Annotated in this window: 14 protein-coding genes and 1 riboswitch; of the genes, 12 read left to right on the forward strand and 2 right to left on the reverse strand. The window is 48.9% G+C overall.

The genetic code is table 11. The features are described from left to right. Window positions 1–2: 2 nt before the first annotated feature. Window positions 3–1,382: a UDP-N-acetylmuramate--L-alanine ligase gene (murC, locus tag ACTQ1O_RS04750; protein WP_441486332.1), complete on the reverse strand. Its 1,380-nt coding sequence runs from the start codon at window positions 1,380–1,382 to the stop codon at window positions 3–5. Between the two features lie 381 nt (window positions 1,383–1,763). On the opposite strand from murC, the gene ACTQ1O_RS04755 reads away from it, so the two are divergent. The 10 genes from ACTQ1O_RS04755 (at window position 1,764) to ACTQ1O_RS04800 (ending at window position 18,402) form a co-directional block, all read left to right on the forward strand. Continuing rightward, window positions 1,764–3,041, forward strand: coding sequence for a glucose-1-phosphate adenylyltransferase (locus ACTQ1O_RS04755; RefSeq protein WP_441486333.1), 1,278 nt, complete (start codon window positions 1,764–1,766; stop codon window positions 3,039–3,041). Continuing rightward, the gene (gene glgD / locus ACTQ1O_RS04760) at window positions 3,038–4,153 is read left to right on the forward strand and encodes a glucose-1-phosphate adenylyltransferase subunit GlgD (RefSeq protein ID WP_441098907.1); all 1,116 of its coding nucleotides are present in this window, start codon (window positions 3,038–3,040) and stop codon (window positions 4,151–4,153) included. The genes ACTQ1O_RS04755 and glgD overlap by 4 nt, the downstream gene beginning before the upstream one ends. 31 nt (window positions 4,154–4,184) lie before the next feature. Then, window positions 4,185–4,457, forward strand: coding sequence for a septation regulator SpoVG (gene spoVG / locus ACTQ1O_RS04765; RefSeq protein ID WP_441486334.1), 273 nt, complete (start codon window positions 4,185–4,187; stop codon window positions 4,455–4,457). 157 nt (window positions 4,458–4,614) lie between these two features. Further along, entirely contained in the window at window positions 4,615–6,222 is a 1,608-nt protein-coding gene (locus ACTQ1O_RS04770) for an RsmF rRNA methyltransferase first C-terminal domain-containing protein (protein WP_441486335.1), read from the forward strand. An 838-nt stretch (window positions 6,223–7,060) separates the two neighbouring features. Next, window positions 7,061–8,050, forward strand: coding sequence for a tyrosine-type recombinase/integrase (locus ACTQ1O_RS04775; protein WP_441486336.1), 990 nt, complete (start codon window positions 7,061–7,063; stop codon window positions 8,048–8,050). A gap of 455 nt (window positions 8,051–8,505) precedes the next feature. Beyond that, complete coding sequence (pyk, locus tag ACTQ1O_RS04780; protein ID WP_441486337.1) at window positions 8,506–9,933, forward strand: pyruvate kinase; 1,428 nt, start codon at window positions 8,506–8,508, stop codon at window positions 9,931–9,933. Window positions 9,934–10,257: 324 nt separating this feature from the next. Then, complete coding sequence (locus tag ACTQ1O_RS04785; RefSeq protein WP_441486338.1) at window positions 10,258–14,949, forward strand: EAL domain-containing protein; 4,692 nt, start codon at window positions 10,258–10,260, stop codon at window positions 14,947–14,949. Between the two features lie 109 nt (window positions 14,950–15,058). Next, window positions 15,059–15,250: riboswitch (cobalamin riboswitch) on the forward strand. A gap of 148 nt (window positions 15,251–15,398) precedes the next feature. Beyond that, window positions 15,399–16,454, forward strand: coding sequence for a FecCD family ABC transporter permease (locus ACTQ1O_RS04790; protein ID WP_441486339.1), 1,056 nt, complete (start codon window positions 15,399–15,401; stop codon window positions 16,452–16,454). After that, on the forward strand, window positions 16,455–17,588 hold the full coding sequence (locus ACTQ1O_RS04795) for an ABC transporter ATP-binding protein (RefSeq protein WP_441486340.1): 1,134 nt from the start codon (window positions 16,455–16,457) through the stop codon (window positions 17,586–17,588). It abuts the gene before it with no gap. A 163-nt stretch (window positions 17,589–17,751) separates the two neighbouring features. Next, on the forward strand, window positions 17,752–18,402 hold the full coding sequence (locus tag ACTQ1O_RS04800) for a hypothetical protein (protein ID WP_441486458.1): 651 nt from the start codon (window positions 17,752–17,754) through the stop codon (window positions 18,400–18,402). Between the two features lie 329 nt (window positions 18,403–18,731). Here ACTQ1O_RS04800 and ACTQ1O_RS04805 read toward each other — a convergent pair whose 3' ends face one another. Next, window positions 18,732–19,784, reverse strand: a complete 1,053-nt coding sequence (locus ACTQ1O_RS04805) for an aldose epimerase family protein (RefSeq protein ID WP_441486341.1) — start codon at window positions 19,782–19,784, stop codon at window positions 18,732–18,734. Window positions 19,785–20,292: 508 nt separating this feature from the next. Here ACTQ1O_RS04805 and ACTQ1O_RS04810 point away from each other — a divergent pair. Both ACTQ1O_RS04810 and ACTQ1O_RS04815 read left to right on the forward strand, forming a co-directional pair. Next, window positions 20,293–21,774 carry an ABC transporter substrate-binding protein gene (locus ACTQ1O_RS04810; RefSeq protein ID WP_441486342.1) on the forward strand — a complete coding sequence of 494 codons (1,482 nt, stop codon included), beginning with the start codon at window positions 20,293–20,295 and terminating at the stop codon, window positions 21,772–21,774. Between the two features lie 214 nt (window positions 21,775–21,988). Next, window positions 21,989–22,846: a carbohydrate ABC transporter permease gene (locus tag ACTQ1O_RS04815; RefSeq protein WP_441098896.1), complete on the forward strand. Its 858-nt coding sequence runs from the start codon at window positions 21,989–21,991 to the stop codon at window positions 22,844–22,846. Window positions 22,847–22,862 lie beyond the last annotated feature (16 nt).

Raw genomic sequence — 22,862 nt, forward strand, 5'->3', positions numbered from 1 at the left:
CGTCAGTCGATCAGATCCTCTCCGACCTGAACAATATTTCCTGCTCCCATGGTGATCACAAGATCGCCGTCCTTGACATTCGCGCGCAGGAAGTCTTCGATCTCCTCGAAGGACGGAAAATAGTCACAGTCAGTTCCCAGCTTCTGGATCTCCGCCTGAAGATCCCTGGAGGAAACACCGTAGATGTCAAGCTCGCGCGCTGCGTAGATGTCCGCGAGCACCACATGATCCGCAATGGAGAGTGCCTCCGCAAACTGCGGAAGAAGTGCCTTTGTCCTTGTGTAGGTGTGGGGCTGGAATACACACCAGATCGTTTCGTGGGGAACACGCTCCGCGGTGTGCAGGGTTGCCTTGATCTCGGTTGGATGATGTGCGTAATCGTCGATGACGGTGGCTCCGCACTTCATTTTGCCCTTGTACTCAAAACGACGATTCGTGCCGTGAAAGCTCTCGAAGCCATTCTCGATGGTAGCGGCATCGATACCGAGCTCTCTGGCGAGGGCAATGGCGGCAAGTGCGTTGCTGACATTGTGCTGTCCGGGCACCTGTAGCGAGAAATTGCCGATGGGGTTGCCCTTGTACAGAGCACGGAATGAGGCATTCCCCCGCTTGTCATAGGTCACGAGATCTGCGGTATACTCTCCCTTGTTGCTCATGGAGTAGGTGATGATCTTGCAGGTAAGCCCCTTGGTGATCATCTTGCATGCCGGATCATCGGCATTGATGATCAGCACTCCGTCGTCCGGGAGAAGCTCCGCGAACTTCCGGAAGGAATGACGGATATCGTCCAGATCCTTGAAAAAATCCAGATGATCCGCATCAATGTCGAGAATGATGCTGATCTTCGGGAAGAAACTGAGGAAGCTGTTGGTATATTCGCATGCCTCCATCAGAAATGTATTGTTGCTTCCGATTCTGTAATTGCCTTTGATCAGAGGCAGTATACCGCCGACGGAGATCGTCGGATCCATATCGGCCGCCATGAGAATGTGTGCAGCCATGGAAGTTGTCGTGGTCTTACCATGGGTTCCGGAGACGCAGATCGGAATCTTATAGTTCTTCATCATCTGTCCCAGAAGCTGTGCCCTGGTGAGGAGCGGAATTTTCTTCGCGACCGCAGCGGCATACTCCGGATTGCTCGGATGGATTGCTGCAGTGTATACAACGACATCAATGCCATCGGTAATGTTATCGGCTGCCTGCTGATATGCAATTCTGGCACCAGCCGCCTGCAGACGATCCGTCAGCTCTGATTCATGGGAATCAGAACCGGAGACGACGAAGCCCTCCTTCAGGAGAATTGCGGCAAGTCCGCTCATGCTGATTCCGCCGATGCCGATGAAGTGGACATGTGACGGTTTGTCAAAATTTATTTTGTACATAGTATGGATAACTCCTTTATGCGAATACCTGCGAACCGTGAATCAGTGCGCACCTGTATCCGTGTATCATACATATTTCCTTCTACATGCGAATACATGAGAACCGTGAAACGCATCCTGTCGGCAGAACCTGTCTCAGATTGTTTCTGCCGGTACAGCGTATCAATTATACCCTTGCGACCTTAATATTTCAAGCAGACGCCTGAGGTGATAATGACGAATTTCGCACAGCACTTACAATACCGATATGCACTGTTTTCGGCAAAAGTTATAAAAATTCGACAAATAGGATTGGAAAATTATTTAAAATGTTCACTTTTGAAAATGACTATGATATAATCCTATTATTGATATAATCTTTTCAAGACAAGAGGTGATTCCATGGTCAAAAAAGAAATGATCGCCATGATCCTCGCGGGCGGACAGGGAAGCAGGCTTGGTGTGCTTACTTCGAAGGTCGCAAAGCCTGCGGTGGAGTTCGGCGGAAAGTACAGAATCATTGATTTCCCTCTCAGTAACTGTATTAATTCCGGAATCGATACGGTGGGTGTACTGACACAGTATCAGCCGCTTCGGCTGAACAGTCATATCGGAATAGGAATCCCCTGGGACCTGGACCGGAATGTCGGGGGTGTCACTGTTCTTCCGCCATATGAGAAGAATACAGATACGGAGTGGTACACAGGAACCGCAAATGCAATTTTTCAGAATCTGGCATATATGGAGTCCTATAATCCGGAATATGTTCTGATTCTCGGCGGTGATCACATCTACAAGATGGATTATGAGGTTATGCTGGATTTCCATCGCGCGAACAAGGCGGATGTTACGATTGCGTGTATGCCTGTTCCGATGGAGGAGGCGAGCCGTTTCGGTATCATGATAACAGACGGTAAAGGACGGATAACCGAGTTTGAGGAAAAACCGGAGCATCCGAGAAGCAACCTCGCTTCCATGGGGATCTATATCTTCTCCTGGAAGACATTAAAAGAATCTCTGATTGCGCTCAAGGATCAGCCCGGGTGCGATTTCGGAAAGCATATCCTGCCTTACTGCAGGGACAGGGGCAGCCGGCTGTTCGCTTACGAATTCAACGGTTACTGGAAGGACGTCGGAACGCTGGGATCCTACTGGCAGGCGAACATGGAGCTGATCGACATCATACCGGAATTCAATCTGTATGAGGAATACTGGCGGATCTACACAAAGGGAGACATCATCCGGCCGGAGTACATTTCCGAAAGCGGTGCTGCAGACCGCTGTATCATCGGCGAAGGCTCGGAGATCTATGGGGAAGTTCACAATTCGGTGATCGGTCCCGGTGTCACCATACAGAAGGGAGCTGTTGTCAGGGATTCTATCATCATGAGGCGATCCACTGTCGGGGCGGGCACGAAGATTGAGAAGGCAATTATTGCCGAGCAGGTCCGCATCGGTGACAACTGCAGCATCGGTGTCGGAGAGGAGGCTCCAAACGTCTTCAAACCGAATATTTACGCCTTCGGTCTTGCCACAATCGGTGAGGATACTGTGATTCCGGATGGTATTACGGTAGGGAAGAATACGGTGATATCGGGAAAGACCGTTCCTGAAGATTATGAAAACGGCATTCTTCCCGGAGGAGGAGCGCTGATCAGGGAGGACGGTGATATCCTATGAGAGCATTAGGTATTATTCTTGCAGGAGGAAACAGCAACCGGATGCGGGAGCTCTCGGAGAAGAGGTGCATCGCCGCTATGCCGGTCGCCGGGAGTTACCGGAGCATTGATTTTGCACTGAGCAGTATGACGAATTCGCATATCCAGAAGGTCGCTGTACTCACACAGTACAATGCAAGATCCCTGAATAATCATCTGATGTCATCGAAGTGGTGGGATTTTGGAAGAAAGCAGGGAGGCCTGTATGTCTTCACTCCTACCGTGACATCGACGAACAACTGGTGGTACAGAGGCACTGCAGATGCTATCTACCAGAACATACAGTGGCTGAAGGAAAGCCATGAACCCTATGTCATTATTGCTTCCGGCGACGGAATCTATAAGCTGGATTTTAATAAGGTTCTGGAATATCATATTGCGAAGCGCGCGGATATCACCATTGTCTGCACGGAATGTCATGACGATGATCCGAACCGGTTCGGCGTACTGAAGATGAACGAGGACTACCGCATAGAGGAGTTCGAAGAAAAACCCATGGTTTCAGATTCGAGCTTGATTTCAACGGGAATCTATGTTATAAGAAGGAGACAGTTAATAGAGCTCCTTGAGCGTTGTGCACAAGAAGGGCGGTATGACCTGGTTAAAGATATCTTTATCCGCTACAAGAATCTGAAGCGGATTTATGGATATAAAATAAATACCTATTGGAGTAACATTGCGACGGTGGAATCCTATTATAGAACAAATATGGATTTCCTTAAACCGGAGGTAAGGGATTTCTTCTTCAATGAATATCCCGAGATCTATTCAAAGATTGATGACCTCCCGCCGGCAAAATACAATCCTGGCAACATAGTGAAAAACAGTCTGATATCGAGTGGTTGTATCATTAATGGACAAGTTGAAAATTCTATTCTTTTCAAAGACGTATATGTAGGCAACAATTGTGTGATCAAGAATTCCATCGTCCTGAACAATGTGTACCTTGGGGATAATACTCACATTGAGAATTGTATCGTCGAAAGCCGCGATACAATAAGGGCGAACTCTTATTACTGCGGCGAAGACAGAATCAAGATCGTGGTCGAAAAGAACGAGAGATACGCGATCTGAAATGCCTGCTGAACGCGGGAGAAGGAGCCTTATGCAGATCACAGATGTCAGAGTACGTAAAGTAACAAAAGAAGGGAAAATGAAGGCGGTTGTTTCCATTACCCTGGATGATGAATTCGCAGTTCACGATATTAAGATTATCGAGGGCGAAAAGGGATTGTTTATCGCAATGCCGAGCAGGAAGACAACAGACGGAGAATACAGGGATATCGCTCATCCGATCAATTCCGAGACGCGAGACAGAATCCAGAAGATCATTCTGGAGAAATATGGAGAAGTTCTGGATCAGGGTGAAGAAGAGTGATTGGTAATACCAATCACAGTTTACATTATAATAGGAAGAAACAGAGTTCTTCATCGCTCAGAACACGGACAAGAAAACAGAGAAAATCAGAAAGCACCTGGCAGTGACTGTCAGGTGCTTTCTGTCGAAGTGCGGACGGACGCAGAGAGAGGGAAAAATGAAGCTTCCATATGAGTTTGATGAGAGAATGAAGGAGATGCTTGGTGGGGAATATGACGACTTCATGGCAAGCTATGACAGACCGAGGTTTCGGGGTCTTCGCGTGAATACCATGAAGGTCACACCGGAAGAGTTCGAGAAGGCTGCTCCCTTTCCGGTCCGAAGAGTTCCCTGGGTGTCCGACGGATTTATCTATCCGAATGATGTTTTTCCCGCGCGGCATCCGTATTATGCCGCGGGCGTTTATTATCTTCAGGAACCGAGCGCAATGACGCCGGCGAGCCGGCTGCCGGTTGAACCCGGAGACCGGGTGCTGGATCTCTGTGCGGCTCCGGGCGGAAAGGCAACGGAACTCGCTGCAAGGCTCCGGGGGACGGGAATTCTTGTGGCGAATGATGCCAGCAATTCCAGGGCGAAGGCTCTTCTTCGAAATCTCGAGTTGTTCGGTACAGAGAATATGTTCGTGACGAACGAAATGCCTGACCGGCTTGCCGATGTTTTTTCCAGCTATTTTGATAAGATTCTTGTGGATGCACCCTGTTCCGGCGAAGGGATGTTCCGGAAGGATCCGGATGTCGCTGAAACCTGGAGTCCGGAGCGCGTGAGGTATTTTGCGTCTCAGCAGCGGAATATTCTCGAAAATGCCAGAAAAATGCTGAAACCGGGAGGATACCTCATGTATTCCACCTGCACGTTTTCACCGGAAGAGGATGAACAGATGATCAGCTGGTTTATCCGTACATTTCCAGATTTTTCTCTCCAAGAGATGGAGGGCTATGCGGGATTTTCGGAAGGAAGACCTGACTGGGCCGACGGTAATCCGGAGCTCCGGAAATGTGTGAGAATCTGGCCGCACAGAATGGACGGCGAGGGGCATTTCCTGGCATTGATGCGAAGAAATTTATCTGTGGATCCGGAGCTTGAAGCGGAATCGGGTCAGAGACAAGGCAATATCGCAGCTTCCGCATTGTCCGCATCAAGAGGACTTGCCGATGCCGTGACGGGATTCCCTGCAGGTGAAAGGGCAGGCTGTACGGAAGCCGGTTTATCAGTATTGGGAATAGGAGACCGTGCGCGGACGGACGACCGTACGCAGAGCGATTTGCTTTGCAGAAGGAAGAAGAAGACGCACAGAGGCGGAGCCTCGGGAAAAGGCAGAGGAAGAGAAAATATGTCATCAGACATCCGCCCGGATCCAGAGCAGATGGAGCTTCTCAGTGAGTTTCTGCCACAGGCAGATCCGGAGAAAATTGAGCGACGTGCAGGGAAAGGATATTATGTACAGGAACTGCCAGATGGCGCGGGGAGATTGAATTTTCTGAGAAACGGACTTTATCTCGGGGAATGGAAGAAAAAAAGATTTGAGCCGTCACAGCCTCTCGCTATGGCGCTGAATCCGGAGAAATTCGGGAGGGTTTTTCCCATGAAACCGGGGGATGAAAGAATTGCCCGCTATCTTCACGGGGAGACAATCCAGGCGGATCCGGAGAGGGAGAAGACCAGCGACGGATGGAATCTCATCTGTGTGGATCGATTTCCGATCGGATGGGGAAAATATGCGAATGGTACGATAAAGAATAAGTACGCGGCTTCCTGGAGGAAATGAAAGGAAAAGCAGAAAACTTCAGGTACTGTTAATACGAAAATGCAGAATCTTCGGACAATATGGAAGCGAGAAATACACAGACTGGAAATGAGAGGTACACAGAATCTTATAAGATGACCGGAGAGGGGTGATCTCCAGAGCAGAAATACTGAGCCCGCATACCTCTTGTTGAGCATTTCACGACACGGAGAAGCCCCGGAAGTGCCTCGCGAAACAATTCTCGTCCGGAATTGGACGCGCTGTGGGAAAGTATCATGAGAATACCCGAGCATGCCGGGTCATCGCCGGCAGCATAGAAGTGAAATAAAAACCGGATTGAAACGGTGAAGAGTTCCGAGTGAGGACTGGCATAGAGGTTGATAAATTATATCAGCAGAATTATTTTTTTGAAAAAGTAAAAAGCAGTGGCATAATTATATGTCCTGGAGTATACTGATTATATCAAAACAGCCATAAAAAATAAAACTCCCGGCTGCAATATAAGAAATTATTATATTGCAGTTCTGACTCAGTTTTGTAATTGTATGTATTATATAAATATTCTGGTCAATATCTCCGTTTCGATCATATTATACCTTATCTTATATATTATTGCAAGACAATATTTTCAATTGCTAGAAGATATTGTTACTGCTTGTGCCGTACTCCGAAAAGTGGAAGTCACAGATGAAGTTCTCACCATTCAGCAATGCTCAAACCTCCGCATTGTGAATTTCCGGTTCTGTTAACTGAGCGCCGGCAAGATTTTCATGCTTTTTCAGATAATCATACAGGAAAGAACCCCGGAAGGTGAGCTATAATTTGCTACTGGACTGGCATGATCGTTGGAAAGGAGAATATGAATAGGGAAGACGAAAACCGAAATCAAACCGTCACGGTACATGAATTTCTTGAAAGTTATTGCCGGTATCTGAATGAGGATCTTGCATTGTCGGGTAAATCACCTGCTACATATTCGTACCTCATTGAAAAACATCTCATCCATGACCTTGGAGAATACCAGCTGTCGGAGCTGGATTCTGATATTCTGAACAGCTACCTGAAGCAAAAAATATCAGACGGAAGGCTTGATAATTCCGGAGGCCTTTCTCCCACAACCGTTTCGGAGTTGAGAACAATCCTGAACTCTGCCTTCAAATATGCGAAATGCAATCATTATTGTGTGCAAGACATGAATGATCTGGTACATATTTCTTTTCATCAGCCGGAAATCAGTATATTCAACCGGGAAGAGACCGGCAAGATGGTCCGATATCTGACGCAGCATCCGACACCATACAACAGCGGTGTCCTTCTGGCACTTGTGAGTGGAATCCGGATCGGAGAACTCTGTGCACTGACATGGGGCGACCTGAATCTCGATGAGGGAGTGCTGCAGATTACAAAATCTCTCGGCAGACTTCCAAATCCGAATGCAGATACGGATGGACACAGAACACATCTCGTGATCGCTCCGCCAAAGACCAGAAACTCCATCCGTTCCATTCCGCTACCGCCGGAAATCCTTGATCTTTTGAGGAAGCAGCAGCAACCGCCAGAGGTGTATCTGTTAACGGGCAGAAAAAAATGCATGGAGCCCTCCTCCTGTAGTAAGCGTTTTCGAAATATGCTGAAGAAACTTGACATTCCCGCCAGGAATTTTCACACGCTGCGCCACACCTTTGCGACTGCCTGCATCAGAGACGGGGCCGATCCGAAAACGGTAAGCATGATACTCGGACATGCAAGTGTAAATATTACCATGATGATGTATGTGCATCCGAGCCTTGAGGATAAACGTCGTGTCATGGAACAGGTATATACGCACACCTACATCCCGCCATCCTGATGGCGATCATCTGCCAAGAACTGCAATATAATAATTTCTTATATTGCACCTGACAATACTTATTGTAATATTATTCAGACAACTGTCGGTGGCGCATCATGAGGGCACCTTTGGAAACTTTGTTTTCAAGGGTGTTTTTTTTACGCGAACAGTGAGCCGCAGCCGAATGCGAAGTATTCGTGTGCGGCGAGCGTCGCGATAGCGAGATAAAACTCGCGCAGCGTGTTTTATCTCGTTTCGGTAACATACAGGGCTGAGGGGAAAAGTTTTGTATATTGTGCATAAAGAAACGAAGGATTGTTTATGTTAAAATAGGGATGACTGATTGAGCCGGGTGTACATGTTTGGGGATGGACAAATACCATCGGCCAATCGGTCTGACATTTCGAGACAAGGACACAATATGTGGACCGGTCGAAAAACCGGTCATTTGTTTATCTGTGAAAGGAATAAATATGCGAAAAACAAAAATTATCTGTACAATCGGACCTGCAAGTGCTTCTGAGGAAATATTGAGCCGCATGGTGAAGGCGGGTATGAATGTCGCGCGGCTTAACTTTTCTCACGGAACCCATGAAGAGCATCTGGAGAAGATGAAGCTGATCAAGAAGGTTCGCAATAAGCTGCACCGGCCGATTGCAATTATGCTCGATACGAAGGGCCCGGAATACAGGATCGGTGTATTCAAGGATCACAAAGTCACCCTCAAGGAGGGACAGGAATTTATCTTTACGACGGAAGATCTGATCGGAAATGAAACCATTGTATCGGTCAGTTACAAGGGGTTTGCAGACGAGCTGAAACCGGGAGACAAGATCCTTGTAAATAATGGACTCGTTGTATGCATCGTAGAGAGAGTAGAGGGAACGAAGGTTTTTACAAAGGTGGAAGCTGGAGGGGTTCTCTCGGACAGAAAGAGCATGAACTTCCCCGGGAAGCTGATGAAGAATGACTTCCTCAGTGAGCAGGACAGGGAGGATCTTCTGTTCGGGATCAAGAATGATGTAGATTATATTGCGGCATCTTTTGTTTCGACAAGGGAAGATGCGCAGGAGATGAGGGATTTTCTGAACGCCAACGGAGGACAGGACATCGATATCATCGCAAAAATTGAGAACAGGGCTGGAGTGAATAATATCCGTGAGATCTCGGAAGTGGTTGACGGTATCATGGTTGCGAGAGGAGATCTCGGAGTAGAGATTCCGTATATGGAGGTGCCGGCTGTTCAAAAGGAGATTGCGCAGGAGTGCAGACTTCTCGGGCGCCGCGTAATCATCGCGACGGAGATGCTGGAATCGATGATCAATAATATCCGTCCGACCCGTGCCGAAATTTCCGATGTAGCGAATGCGGTATATGACGGTGCGTCGGCAATCATGCTTTCGGGCGAATCCGCGGCAGGAAAATATCCGGTGGAAGCGGTTAAGACGATGGCACAGGTGGCAGAGTTCACAGAGCAGCATATCAACTACCGGAAACGTTTCAAGAACACAGAGTTTGTTCAGAAAAACATCCTGGACGCGATTTCGCACTCCACGTGCTCGATGGCAATCGATGTGGATGCGAAATGCATCGTGGTAAGTTCAAAATCGGGAATGACGGCGAGAATGGTCAGCCGGTTTCGCTGTCCGGTACAGATCATCGGCATGACGACTTCGGAGAAGGTTTACCGCAAGCTCTCTCTGAGCTGGGGCGTTGAGCCGATTCTCTGCGAGGAATTTGAGTCGATTGATGTCCTGTTCTATCACGCAATTCGTCAGGCTGTCAATATCCTCAACCTCAAGATGGGAGATAACATCGTTCTCACCGGCGGACCGGTCGGCGGAGGAAAAGGCGGAACAAATATGATTAAGGTGGAGACCATCCACAGAAATTATCAGTAAAGATACTGTATAAGTCCAATCGTAATGTTCTTGGCCCACGGGGAGCTTGCTCACCAGTGGGCAAGAACATTAGCGACGACAACAGGTATGAGCACGAAGTGACGCGTAAGCGGCACGGAAGTGCGAATGCCTGTTAGCGGCACGGAAGCTGCGAAGCAGCGAAGTGACGCGGGGACTTATACAGTGTGTGGCACGATGTATCGTATGGGCGTTTACTGTATAAGCTCTTCGAAAACGCAGACAGAATCGTCGCACGCGAAGCGCGCGTAAGAGACAGGATACGATTTTGAAGACATCAGGTATGAGCACGAAAGGCGAGGAAATATGGCTGAGATGATGCTTCGCGAAAGCGAACAATACGACCGATATTTTAATCTTCTGCAGGGAGGCGTCTGCATGGTTGCAGCAGACGGTTCGGAGCGCATCGTCTTTGCCAGCAGGCAGATGGCACTTCTTTTCGAGTGTGAGGACGAGGAGGAGTTTCTGAAGAATTATCCTTCCTATCAATATCTGATGGATGGAAGAGATTACAAGCCTCTTCAAGAGTATGGCAATTTGCATCCGGAGCACTTTTCGGTGAATTTTCATTATCAGACGAAAAAAGGACACTTCCGTGAGGTAGAGGGAACGGGTGCTTTAAGGAATACTGCTTTCGGAAAAACCTATGTTCTGCAGTTCTTCTCATCAGAGCAGATATCAAATGACCGTAAGGTGGACGAGATAACCGGATTGCCGGGAATGCACGATTTCTTAAAGGAGGCGTTCCGCCGCGCGAAGGAGAGAAAGGCGATACACAGATTAAGAGACTTCTGTCCGGTCAGCTTTGATGTTACGAATTTTAAGGAATATAACCGTCAGTATGGTGTTCATCAGGGCGATCAGTGCCTGAAGAAAATTGGAGATACGATCACAGGAATTTTCCCGGGCGCTCTGGTGGGCCATCTCACGGCGGACCGATTTGTTGCGCTGCTGCCGGAGAAGAATCTTGAGGTAAAGCTTGAACAGGCCTGCAATGAAGTGAATCACTATATCCATGATGATGGGATTCAAATGAAGGTCGGCGTCTACCGGGCGTCAGAAAACGACTCCCTGGATGATCTGCGGAATGCTTTTGATCTGGCAAAAATGGCCTGTGACAGCATTAAGGAGGACGGCAACCGGGTCGTGGCGTTTTACGAACCCTCTATGGGGGAAAGTGCTGCGAATAAGACCTATGTTCTCCGCCATTTCAATGAGGCGCTGGAAAGGCATTATATCAAGGTATATCTGCAGCCTGTGATCCGCACAATGACAGGACGGGTGAGCGGATTCGAGGCACTGGCGCGATGGGAAGACCCGGAGCTTGGAATGATATACCCGAACGTGTTTATTCCTGTTCTGGAAGAGGCCCAGCTCATCAACCGGCTTGACCGGTATATTCTGGAGCATGTTCTTTACCTCAGCCGTGACCGGATGGAGAACGGACTGCCGCTGCTTCCGATATCCATGAACCTTTCCGCCTATGATTTCGAGGTGGCGAACCCGCTCGATACGATTGAGAAACTGGTCAGCCGTTACCATGTACCGAGGAGCGTCCTCTGCTTTGAGATCACGGAACGGATCATGCTCCGCAACCGTCATAGCATGGTCAGGACGATTCAAAGGTTTCAGCAGGCAGGATATCAGATCTGGATGGATGATTTTGGAAGCGAATACTCGTCCCTGAATTCTCTTCATAATTTCCAGTTTGATGTAATCAAGATTGACATGGGATTTTTCAGCCATTTTGATGATCGAAGCCGGCAGATTATTACCTCCGTTGTAACAATGGCGAAAATGCTCGGGGTGGAGACACTGGCAGAAGGTGTGGAGACGCAGGAGCAGGTTTCCTTTCTCCAAAAGATCAACTGCGGTCGGATTCAGGGATATTATTACGGACGTCCGATGCGCTACGAGGATAGCGTGACGTATATCCATGGCAGAGGCATGCAGATGGAGAGTCCGGAGGAAGCACATCTTCTCGATGCCGCAGAAGACATCAATATTATTTCGGATTCTCCTACTTCACTTTTTAGTTTTGATGGGAAAAATATTGTTCTTCTGCTCGAAAACGATGCGTATCGGAGAGAGCTGAGAAGTACAGGTACGCAGAATATGGAGGAGGCAAATTCCTACCTCAACAATGCGGGATCTCCAGTGAGAGACAGGTTTGTCCAGCTTTTACAGAGAACATTGAAGTCGCATGCAGAAGAGAGCATGGTATACGCGGACAATGGACAGTATATGAAGGTAAATGTCCGATGGATTGCGGGAGATGTGCGGCGCTGGGTCGGAGTGGCACATATCTATAATATCAGCAATAATGCTTCGCTGCAGTTTGCGAACAACCTTGACCAAACGCTGCGGAACATCTTTCAGCTGTATGAGGGATTTTATCTGATCGATCGTGGATCTGAAAAGGTGAAAATTCTCCGGTCCAGCCATCCGGAGATAAAATCTCAGGATGGCTTTTCTTCGATAGCGGCGTTTGTCCGGTACTTCAGGGATGAATTGATCTATCCGGATGACAGAGATCGTTTTTTTGCTTTTGTTCAGGCTGAGAATGCTGAGTCGGAAGGCAGCGGTACATATAAGGGAATCAGGGCAGAGATATTGCGAGTGCGGACCGCTGACGGAACATACAGGTGGGCGGTGTTTGAGACACTGATGCTTTACAAGAGTAAAGCGAGAAACCTTCTTCTTTGTGAGCGTGAGGATGTGTGGGAGAGGAAAAACGATCGGGACAGACTTCTTCCGTTATTCTGCCAATCATTCGGGGCACCGGGATACAGCACAGAACTGACGGAGGAGGTGAAAGAGAGGAACCTGTTCCGGACACTCTGCGATACATCTCCGTATGAATTCTTTTGGATGGACAGGCAGAGAAGGCTTTTGGGGGCAAGCAGGGAATTTGTCAGGAGAATCGGGCTTTCCGACGAGAAAGACTATCTTGGCAAGACAGAATCAGAACTGGGATGGCATATCGATTCTGCTGCTGCGGAGATGGAGGAGAAAAAAGTTCTGGAGATGGGCGTCAGGTCGACATCGGCCAATGAGCTGGTGCTGTCCGGCGGCAGACTTGACGGAATCGAGATTACCCGTGTTCCCTGGTACCGTGAGAGGGAAATCGCGGGGATGATGGGAATGATCAGCGGTGATCAGGCAGATGACAGAAAGAAGGAGGTGCGCCTGGGATTTGTGGACCGCGACACAGAGCTCATGAGTTTTCGCGGTTCGATAGAAGCCGGAATGATATATGAGGATCAGTATCGATTGAAAAAAATCGATTATACAGGACTATTAATTGATGTTGCCGCATATGCTGAAGTGATGCGGGAAAGCGCCGAGAAGGCAAAGGTGATTCTGACCGAAATTTCTGCAACACTGAAAAAACTGATGAATCCGGAATGGGCGATCGCGCGGATAGGGCTGTGCTGTTTTCTGTGCTTCTGCCGCAGGGATCATGCCGGAGATATTGAAGAGAAGATTGACAGGGTATCCGGAATGCTTCCGACGCTTTGGAGGAAGCTCGGAATTCAGGCTGATCCTGTTCTGGCACATGCGATTGTCTACGGGTCGGAGGTAATGAGCCTGGACGAGATGTTCATGCTGCTGATCCGGAGAATCAGCAGCACGGAGAAGGCGGCTCATGGGGACAGCCCATATGTCGGGGACTACATTGCCCTGAGACGTGAGGTGTTCGACAGCCTGACGGAACATGTCATTGTCAGTGATCCCAGAACATACGAGCTTGTATATATGAATCGTTCTGCCCGAAGGGATTTTGGAATAAAACCGGATGGCAGCCTGAACGGGTGCCGCTGTTATGAGGTGCTGGAAGGTCAGGATGTTCCCTGCGGCGACTGTCCGAATCTGTTGCTGCGGAAGGATTGTGCGTATGAGGCATCACACCTGAACCGGAGAAAGGGAGCAAAAGTACTGATTCGTTCTGCTCTGACAACATGGGAGAACCGGACGCTGAGGCTGACGGTCGAATTTGATATCAACAAGTATCTGCATGCAATGGCAAGGGATCACGAGCTGATCTATCAGGAGATGCGGGCAAATGAGGCAATTTCTCTTGGTATGGCGGAAGAGGATCCCGGAACAGGAATCGAGAAGACGATTGCATGTATCTCTGAAAATATGAGATCGGAGCGCTTCCTGATCTTTGAGGAACGTGATGACAATACGGTAAGTGCCACCTATGAATGGACGGCACCCGGTGTTTTTTCTCTGAAGGAGGAGCTGCAGAGTATTCCTCTCTCGGAATTGCGGGCGCTGTATACGCAGTTTGCCTCACAGCATGTGGTGATGGTCAGTGATATGGATGCCTTTCAGAAGGAAAATCCCGGTTTTTCCATGCGAATCCATGATGTCCGGAGCTTTATATCCGGGCAGCTGAAGATCCTGAATCAGACAGAGGGCTTTACGATGGTTATCAATCCGGCGGAGGACACCTTCCGTAATACCAGCGTGCTGCTCTCCACGCTGACGGATTTCATAGCAATTATGATTCGCAACAGGAACAGCGTGCACCAGCTGGAGAAACAAAGCATGATTGACCAGATGACGGGCGCCGGAAACCGGAGGGCTCTTGAGCGGCAGATCCGCGAGTGGAAGGGTGACGGTCTGCTTGGAGTGATTTCCGTTGACCTGAACGGACTGAAGAACACAAACGATACGGCGGGCCATCATGCCGGCGATGTGCTGATTTGCGAAACAGTCCGGGTTCTTCAGGAATGCGCAGGTGAAAAGTATGTATTCCGGACCGGCGGGGATGAATTTGTCGTTCTGACGGAAGAGCTGGAGGAAAAGGATATCAGCCTGCTGATACGGCATATGCGTGAGAACGCAGCAAATAACGGGATCAGTATGGCGATTGGATATGCAGTCTGCCGCGGAAAGGTTACGGACTTTGATGCGCTGCTCACCAGGGCAGATTTCAATATGTATAAGGACAAGGGACATAGTTTCCGAAGAAGGCGGAATGATTGAAGGGCTGAAGGAAAGGCATATATCCGCGATGCGGTTTATTTGACACTTTTCAGCCTGTATCGTATAATCGTTGCAGACAATTGAAGAGAGGCCTTTCAGTGCATCCGATTTTCTGCACATGCCTGACAGCAGGAGTGCAGAGGAACTGTATGAGAATAGAGAATCAGGTGAAATTCCTGAGCGATCCGGTCACTGTGAGCAGCGAACCATTCCGTTATGTCATTGTGTCATAGAACATGAGAAGACAGGAACTGGTGCTTGAGCTGTCAGCCAGGAGAACTGCTGAGAGGTTTGTAGATATGCTTCCGAAGAAAGCAGATTCTGATGACCTGGAGGCTGCCGGATTGCCGGCGGAACCGATTGAGACAGGTTAATTATTCAGGACGAATGCTTCGGCATTCGTCCCTTTTCATGTATAAGATCATTGAAGTTGAAAGGCATACTTGCAAATGATGAGTGATAATGAAATCAGCAGTTATCATGCTGAGAATCTGAAAAGGAGAATGCGATACACGGCGGTTTTTGCCGTTCTGGCAGCTGCGTTTCTGGTCGTGACCGTAATCAATATCAATACCGGTAACGTTGATATTTCGATTGATAAGATTTTGAGAGCTGTTTTTCTCCGAAGCGGGTCAAGAGATGATATGAATATCATCTGGAAGATCCGTCTGCCGCGGATTCTGATGGCGGCTATTCTCGGAGGGGCGCTCTCCCTGTCCGGATTTCTGCTGCAGACATTTTTCGAGAATCCGATTGCAGGTCCTTTTGTGCTCGGAATATCTTCCGGCGCAAAACTGATTGTCGCGTTTCTCATGATTCTTGTGGTGGCCAGGCACGGAGCAGTGTCCTCCTGGGCCATGATTCTTGCCGCGTTCGCGGGGTCTCTTGTGTCAACCGGCTTTATCCTGCTGGTTTCCCGGAGCGTGCGGAATATGTCGGCACTGCTGGTTGCGGGAATCATGATCGGGTATATCTGTACTGCGCTGACGAATCTTCTCGTTACATTTGCCAGTGATTCGGATATCGCCAATCTTCACAACTGGTCTCAGGGAAGCTTCTCGGGTATGACCTGGGACAATGTCCTGGTGGGCGGAATCATCATCGGAGCTGCGTCTGCCCTGGTATTCCTTCTCGCAAAGCCGATTGGTGCGTTTCAGCTTGGCGAGGCTTACGCGCAGAGCATGGGGGTTAATGTAAAGCGGTTCCGGGTGGCCCTCATCCTGCTGTCGAGCATCCTCTCTGCGACGGTGACGGCATTTGCCGGTCCGATTTCTTTCGTAGGCATCGCGGTTCCCTTCCTGATCAAGCGCGCACTGAACACGGCAAATCCGGTCGTGGTCATCCCGGCCACCTTTCTTGGAGGCGCCGTCTTCTGCATGGTCTGTGATCTGATCGCAAGGGTTGCATTTGCACCGACTGAACTGGAAATCAGCACGGTGACCTCGATTTTCGGAGCACCGGTCGTGATCTTTATGCTGATACGGCGGCAGAAGGGAAGAAGATAAATGGAGAAGGTACAGAACAAGGAAAAATATTATCTCCACCTGGAGGGTCTGTCGGTCGGGTATAACGGGAAGCCTGTGATCCGCGATATTGAGATCGGAATCCGGCGCGGTGAGATTGTTACACTGATCGGACCGAACGGCGCGGGAAAATCTACAATATTGAAAAGCATCACGAGACAGCTTTCTCTTGTGGAGGGAGAGGTTTTTTTTGATCTGAAGAATTTGTCGGATTATTCGTTCCGAGAATTGTCTTCGCGTATGGCTGTTGTTCTGACGGACCGTCTGCATCCGGAGCTTATGACCTGTCACGATGTGGTCGCGACCGGAAGATATCCATATACGGGACGGCTGGGGAAATTGACGGAAGAGGATGAACGGAAGGTAGATGATGCGATGAAGGCGGTTCAGGCGCAGGAGATTGGCAACCGCGACTTTAACGCGATCAGTGACGGGCAGAAGCAGCGGGTGCTGCTCGCGAGGGCGATCTGCCAGGAACCGGATATCATCATCCTGGATGAGCCGACGAGTTTCCTGGATATCAAGCATAAGCTGAAGCTTCTGTCGATTCTCCGGGATATGGCTAAGCAGAAGAATATAACGGTTGTGATGTCGCTGCATGAGATCGATCTGGCGATGAAGATTTCTGACAGGATAATCTGCGTTCACGGCGATAAGATCTTCCGGAGCGGAACGCCGGAGAGCATTTTTCACGAGGACACGATCCGTGAGCTGTATGAAATTGACAACGGCTTTTTCGATCCGATGTTCGGAAGTATCGAGCTTCCGAAGATCGAGGGAAATCCGAAAGTACTGGTACTGTCATCCTGTGGAACGGGGATACCGGTGTATCGAAGGCTGCAGAAAGAGAAGATGCCCTTTGCGGCAGGAATTCTGTACACAAATGATGTCGATTACCGTCTGGCGCGTCTTCTGGCTTCGCAGGTGATCACCGAAAAGCCGTTTCATGAAATTTCGGACCGCGCTGTCGGCGAGACGCTGGAGGCTGTAAAAAGCTGTTCCAGGATCATCGATGCCGGCGTGACAATCGGTCCGGGAAACCGGAGAATGCAGGAGATTCTCGATGCGGCATATGAAAGTGGAAAATGTGTGAAGTACAGGGTTTCAGATACATAAGAACATGGCTTCAGATACATAAGGGCATAGTTTCAGATACATAAGAACATGGCTTCAGATACATAGGGGCATAGTTTCAGATACATAAGTGTATGAATTCAGATACATGAATGTACGGCTTCAGATACAGGAGAGTATGGCTTTTTATGACAGGAGGGAATGAATAATGAAACAGAGAACAGCAGCAATCTTATGTGCGGCAGTTATGGGAGCATCGCTTCTGACCGGGTGCGGGACCGGAACGGGCAGTTCTGCTTCGGGGACATCTTCTGCAGCGCAGACCGAGACACAGTCAGAGCTGGAAGAGAACACGGCTTCATCTGTTGTCTCCGCAACATCGTCCGCGGACTTAAGCACATCTTCATCCGATGCTGCCGGACAGTCATCGGAGACCGTTGCCGGTAGTGTTTCAACGTCTTCAACAGCTTCTGCGGGAGCAGAGGTGCCGGCCGACGGAACCTATACGGCTGAATTCACATCAGACAGTCCGATGTTTAAAGTGAATGAGGCAAACGATGGGAAGGGAACACTTACAGTAAAGGATGGAAAAATGGTCATCCATGTAAGCCTGACTTCCGAAAATATTGTGAACCTGTTTGCCGGAACAAAGGAGGATGCGCAGAAGGATGGCGCAGAGCTTATTCAGCCGACCGTAGATACGGTCAAATATAGTGACGGAACGACAGAGGATGTGTATGGATTTGACATTCCCGTTCCGGCACTTGACAGGGAATTTCCCGTTGCGCTGATTGGTAAAAAGGGAAAATGGTACGACCATATGGTTACCGTTACCAATCCCGTTCCAAAGGCATGACTGTGCTTTCACTCCATTGATGTCGGGAATACGTTGAATGAACAGGATTTTTTGCTGAGATGGATCGGAAAGCGGTTTCGGAAAATGGTTGAAAAAGAGGTTTAAGAAAAAGAGGGCCGCCGCACTAAGCACATTGTGTTAGTGCGGCAGGCCCTTTTTTACGCGAACAGTGAGCCGCAGCCGAATGCGAAGTATTCGTGTGCGGCGAGCGTCGCGATAGCGAGATAAAACTCGCGCAGCGTGTTTTATCTCGTTTCGATAGCGGATGGGGCAGCGGGATAACACCGGAAAACGTATCCTATCTCCCGCTGGGCAGCCCGAAGCAATCATCATTTGCGGAAGCTGAGCTTATAGGTTGTTGTGGACTCATATTTCTGGCCGGCCGGCAGAATGGGGCTTGCAAAGCCGTCGATGTTGATGCTGTTCGGGAAATACTGTGTTTCGAGCGCAAACCCGCATCTCCGGTCGTAGATATGCCCGGACTTTGCGGTGTGGCGCGTGACATAATTTGCCGTGTAGAGCTGCATGCCGGGAAGATCGGAATACACATCGAGCTGAAGGCCGGTGACGGAGGAGAAGACCTCTGCCATTTTTCGCGTCTCACCCCTGTCCAGGGAAAAGACAAAGTTGTGATCATAGCCGTTACCGAAGCGAAGCTGTTCATCATCTGCCTCGATATCGGCTCCGATAGATTTTCCGTTCCGGAAATCAAAGGGTGTTCCCTCTACATCAAGGAGTCTGCCTGTCGGAATGGTTCCGGCGTCGATCTCAGTGATTTTGTCTGAGAACAACTTCAGATTGTGATCCAGAATGTCTCCGTTTCCCTCGCCGTTCAGATTGAAATAAGAGTGATTTGTCATGTTGCAGAGGGTGTCCTGATCAGAAATTCCTTCATAATGGATGGAAAGGCAGCCGTCTTTGGCAAGCTTATAGGTCACAGTTACGGAAAAAGCGCCCGGATATCCCTGATCTCCGTCAGGAGTGTCAAGTGTCAGAGAAATAGAAGCTCCATCGCTTGCGATGCCCTGCGTCTTCCACATTCTTTTATAGTAGAAATCGGGACCGCTGTGCAGATTGTTCTCGCCGTCGTTTTTTGCCAGATGGTATGTCGTACCGTTCAATACAAACTGTGCGCCGCCGATCCGGTTGGCATTCCTCCCGACGGTTGCACCGAAGCAGGCATCGCTCTTCTCATAATCAGAAGCATGGTCATATCCGAGGACGATATCTACAGGAGTCCCATCATCATCTTTTACGGCAAAGGATACAAGAGTAGCGCCATAATCCGATATTGACGCCGTGTATCTCCCGGCGTGTATGGTGTACAGCGTCGCCGGCTGTCCCTTAGCTGTTCTGCCGAAATCTTTAACCCAATCGTTCATAAATAAACCCACCTTTCAGAAATACCTGATACTTTTTGCACCGGGTTCATTCCGGTGCCATACTCTGTTATTTTACAGCAGTTTGCCTGTGAAAAACAGATGGAATCACGATTATCGCTGTGCTTTGTGCCGCTTACGCGTCACTTCGTGCTCATACCTGTTGTCGTCGCTAATGTTCTTGCCCACTGGTGAGCAAGCTCCCCGTGGGCCAAGAACATTGCGACTGGACTTATACAGTAAAGGTGCACAAAAAGAGACGCCCCGATTTGAGAGTATTAACGAAAAGTTAATTTGTTATTGAAAACGTTTCCAACAGGTGCTATTCTCTAAACATAGAAAACGTTTCCAATGAAATCCGAATATGATACATTCCTTTAAAATAAAGGGTTGGACGCAGTTTTGATTCATGGAGAGGAAAAGTTCGAAAACGTTATCTAAAGGTAAGGAAAAGCTCGTGGGAAAATAGATTCCTGCAGCTAAAATGTGTAAATCAAAGGAGGATAAACACATGAAAAAGAAAGTTCTCAGTCTTGTACTCGGAACAGCAATGGCAGCTTCCATGTTCGCTGCCTGCGGATCTTCAACATCTTCAACAAGCTCTGCTGCTTCTTCCAGCAGCGCAGCAGACAGCAGCGTTGCTTCGGCTTCTGCCGGAACCACCGAGGATGTTGCATCAAGCAGCGCAACAGCATCAACTGCATCCGGAGACGGCAAGGTATACATGCTGAACTTCAAGCCGGAGACAGATGATGCCTGGCAGGATCTTGCAAAGACCTACACCGAGCAGACCGGAGTTGAAGTAAATGTACTTACCGCCGCTGACGGACAGTACGCGACCACACTTCAGTCCGAGATGGCAAAGTCCGAAGCACCGACAATCTTCAACATCGGTTCTTCTACAGACGCACAGACATGGGATGATTACACATACGACCTGAAGGATACTGACCTCTACAATCACGACAGTGATCACAGCCTGGACGTTGTATATAACGGAAAGGTTGCAGGTATCGCGAACTGCTACGAGGCATACGGAATCATCGTCAACAAGACAATCCTTGATACATACTGCAGCCTTGACAACGCAAAGATCTCTTCCATCGACGACATCGACAGCTTTGACAAGCTGAAAGAGGTTGCCGACGATATCCAGAGCCGTCTGGACGAGATCAACAAGGCAGGCGGATATGATCTGACCGGAGCATTCACCTCCGCAGGACTGGATGACTCCTCATCCTGGAGATTCTCCGGACACCTTGCGAATATGCCGCTGTACTACGAGTTCGTAGACGACGGACTTGAGGATCCGACAGCAGGAGAGGCTACCATCAAGGGAACATACCTGGACAACTACAAGAAGGTATGGGATATGTATGTATCTGATTCCGGAGCTGATCCGAAGACACTTGCAGGCGGCACCTACAACGCTGAGCAGGAGTTTGGTATGGAAGAGGCAGTCTTCTATCAGAACGGCGACTGGGAGTACAGCGCACTGAAGGATGCTGACGGAACAAACGGTTATCTCACAGCAGATGATGATCTTACCATGATCCCGATCTATTTCGGCGTTGATGACAAGAATGAGGGCCTCTGCGTAGGTACCGAGAACCACTGGGCAGTCAACAGCAAGGCATCTGATGCTGACATCAAGGCTTCTCTTGATTTCCTGAACTGGGTAATCACCTCTGACGAGGGACGCGAGGCTCTGAACTCAACGATGGGTCTTTCCTGCCCGTTTGATACATTTACCGGAGACTACGCACCGAGCAACGAGTTCAGCGCTGTAGCACAGAAGCTCAATGATGAGGGCAAGAAGTCCGTTGCATGGGCATTCAACTCCACACCGAACGTAGATGACTGGAGAGCTGATGTTGTATCTGCGCTTACCGCTTACACAGACGGAACCGGCGACTGGGATGCAGTTAAGACCGCATTTGTAGACGGATGGGCAAATCAGTGGAAACTTCAGCAGGAATCCGCTTCTGAATAATCCTTTCGGGAATGATTAAAACAGCAGATAATCAGGTGGCACGCGGACATATGAAGAATATGCCATCATAAATAAAGTGATGACACCTTAGCAGAAAAATAAAGGGGCTGCCGGATGAAAAACAAAAATGATCATCGCGACAGCCCTTTTGCTCGCCTGAAAAATCAGTGAGTGTGCTTATTGAAACTGTCTTTGTTCTAAAGTGAGGCTTTCTATGTCAAAACCATTAAAAAAATACTGGCCGCTTTTCGTGCTTCCCACAATGGCGGCGTTCGTGATCGGATTTATCGTACCATTCGTATATGGCGTATTTCTTTCCTTCTGTAAATTCACGACAGTTACGGACTGGAAGCTGGTGGGGCTGCGCAATTATACCAGAATCTTCTTTGTCAGCGGAAAACTGGATACCACATTCATTCATTCGCTGTGGTACACCTGCCTGTTCACGGTAGTCACGGTACTGATTATCAATGTGGTCGCATTTTTCATTGCGCTTGCGCTCACAAAGGGAATTCGGGGCACCAATATTTTCCGTACCTCGTTCTTCCTTCCGAATCTGATTGGAGGCATCATCCTTTCCTACATCTGGTTGATGATCTTCAATGCGATTCTTGCAAAATATTCCAAGACAATTGTATCCACACAGTGGACAGCGTTCTGGGGTCTGGTAGTTGTCGTTTGCTGGCAGCAGATCGGATATATGATGATCATCTATGTCGCAGGTCTTCAGAATATTTCGGCGGATCTTCTCGAGGCGGCGAAAATCGACGGAGCCAATAACTGGCAGCTGATGAAGGGTGTCATCATTCCTATGCTTCGTCCGACCATCGCGACCTGTACCTTCCTGACACTGACGAACGGATTCAAGCTTTTCGATCAGAACTTTGCTTTGACCGGAGGCAATCCCGGCAAGATGTCACAGCTGCTTGCGCTGAACATTTACGATACCATGTACGGAACCACCGGATGGCAGGGCGTAGGACAGGCAAAGGCAGTTATCTTCTTTATTCTGGTTGCGATCATCGCACTCGTTCAGAATAAGCTGACAACGCGTAAGGAGGTAGAAGCATAATGGCACAGGCAAATAC

The sequence above is a fragment of the Bilifractor sp. LCP21S3_A7 genome (genome assembly GCF_052118825.1).
In the GTDB taxonomy this organism is placed as follows: Bacteria; Bacillota; Clostridia; order Lachnospirales; family Lachnospiraceae; genus Bilifractor.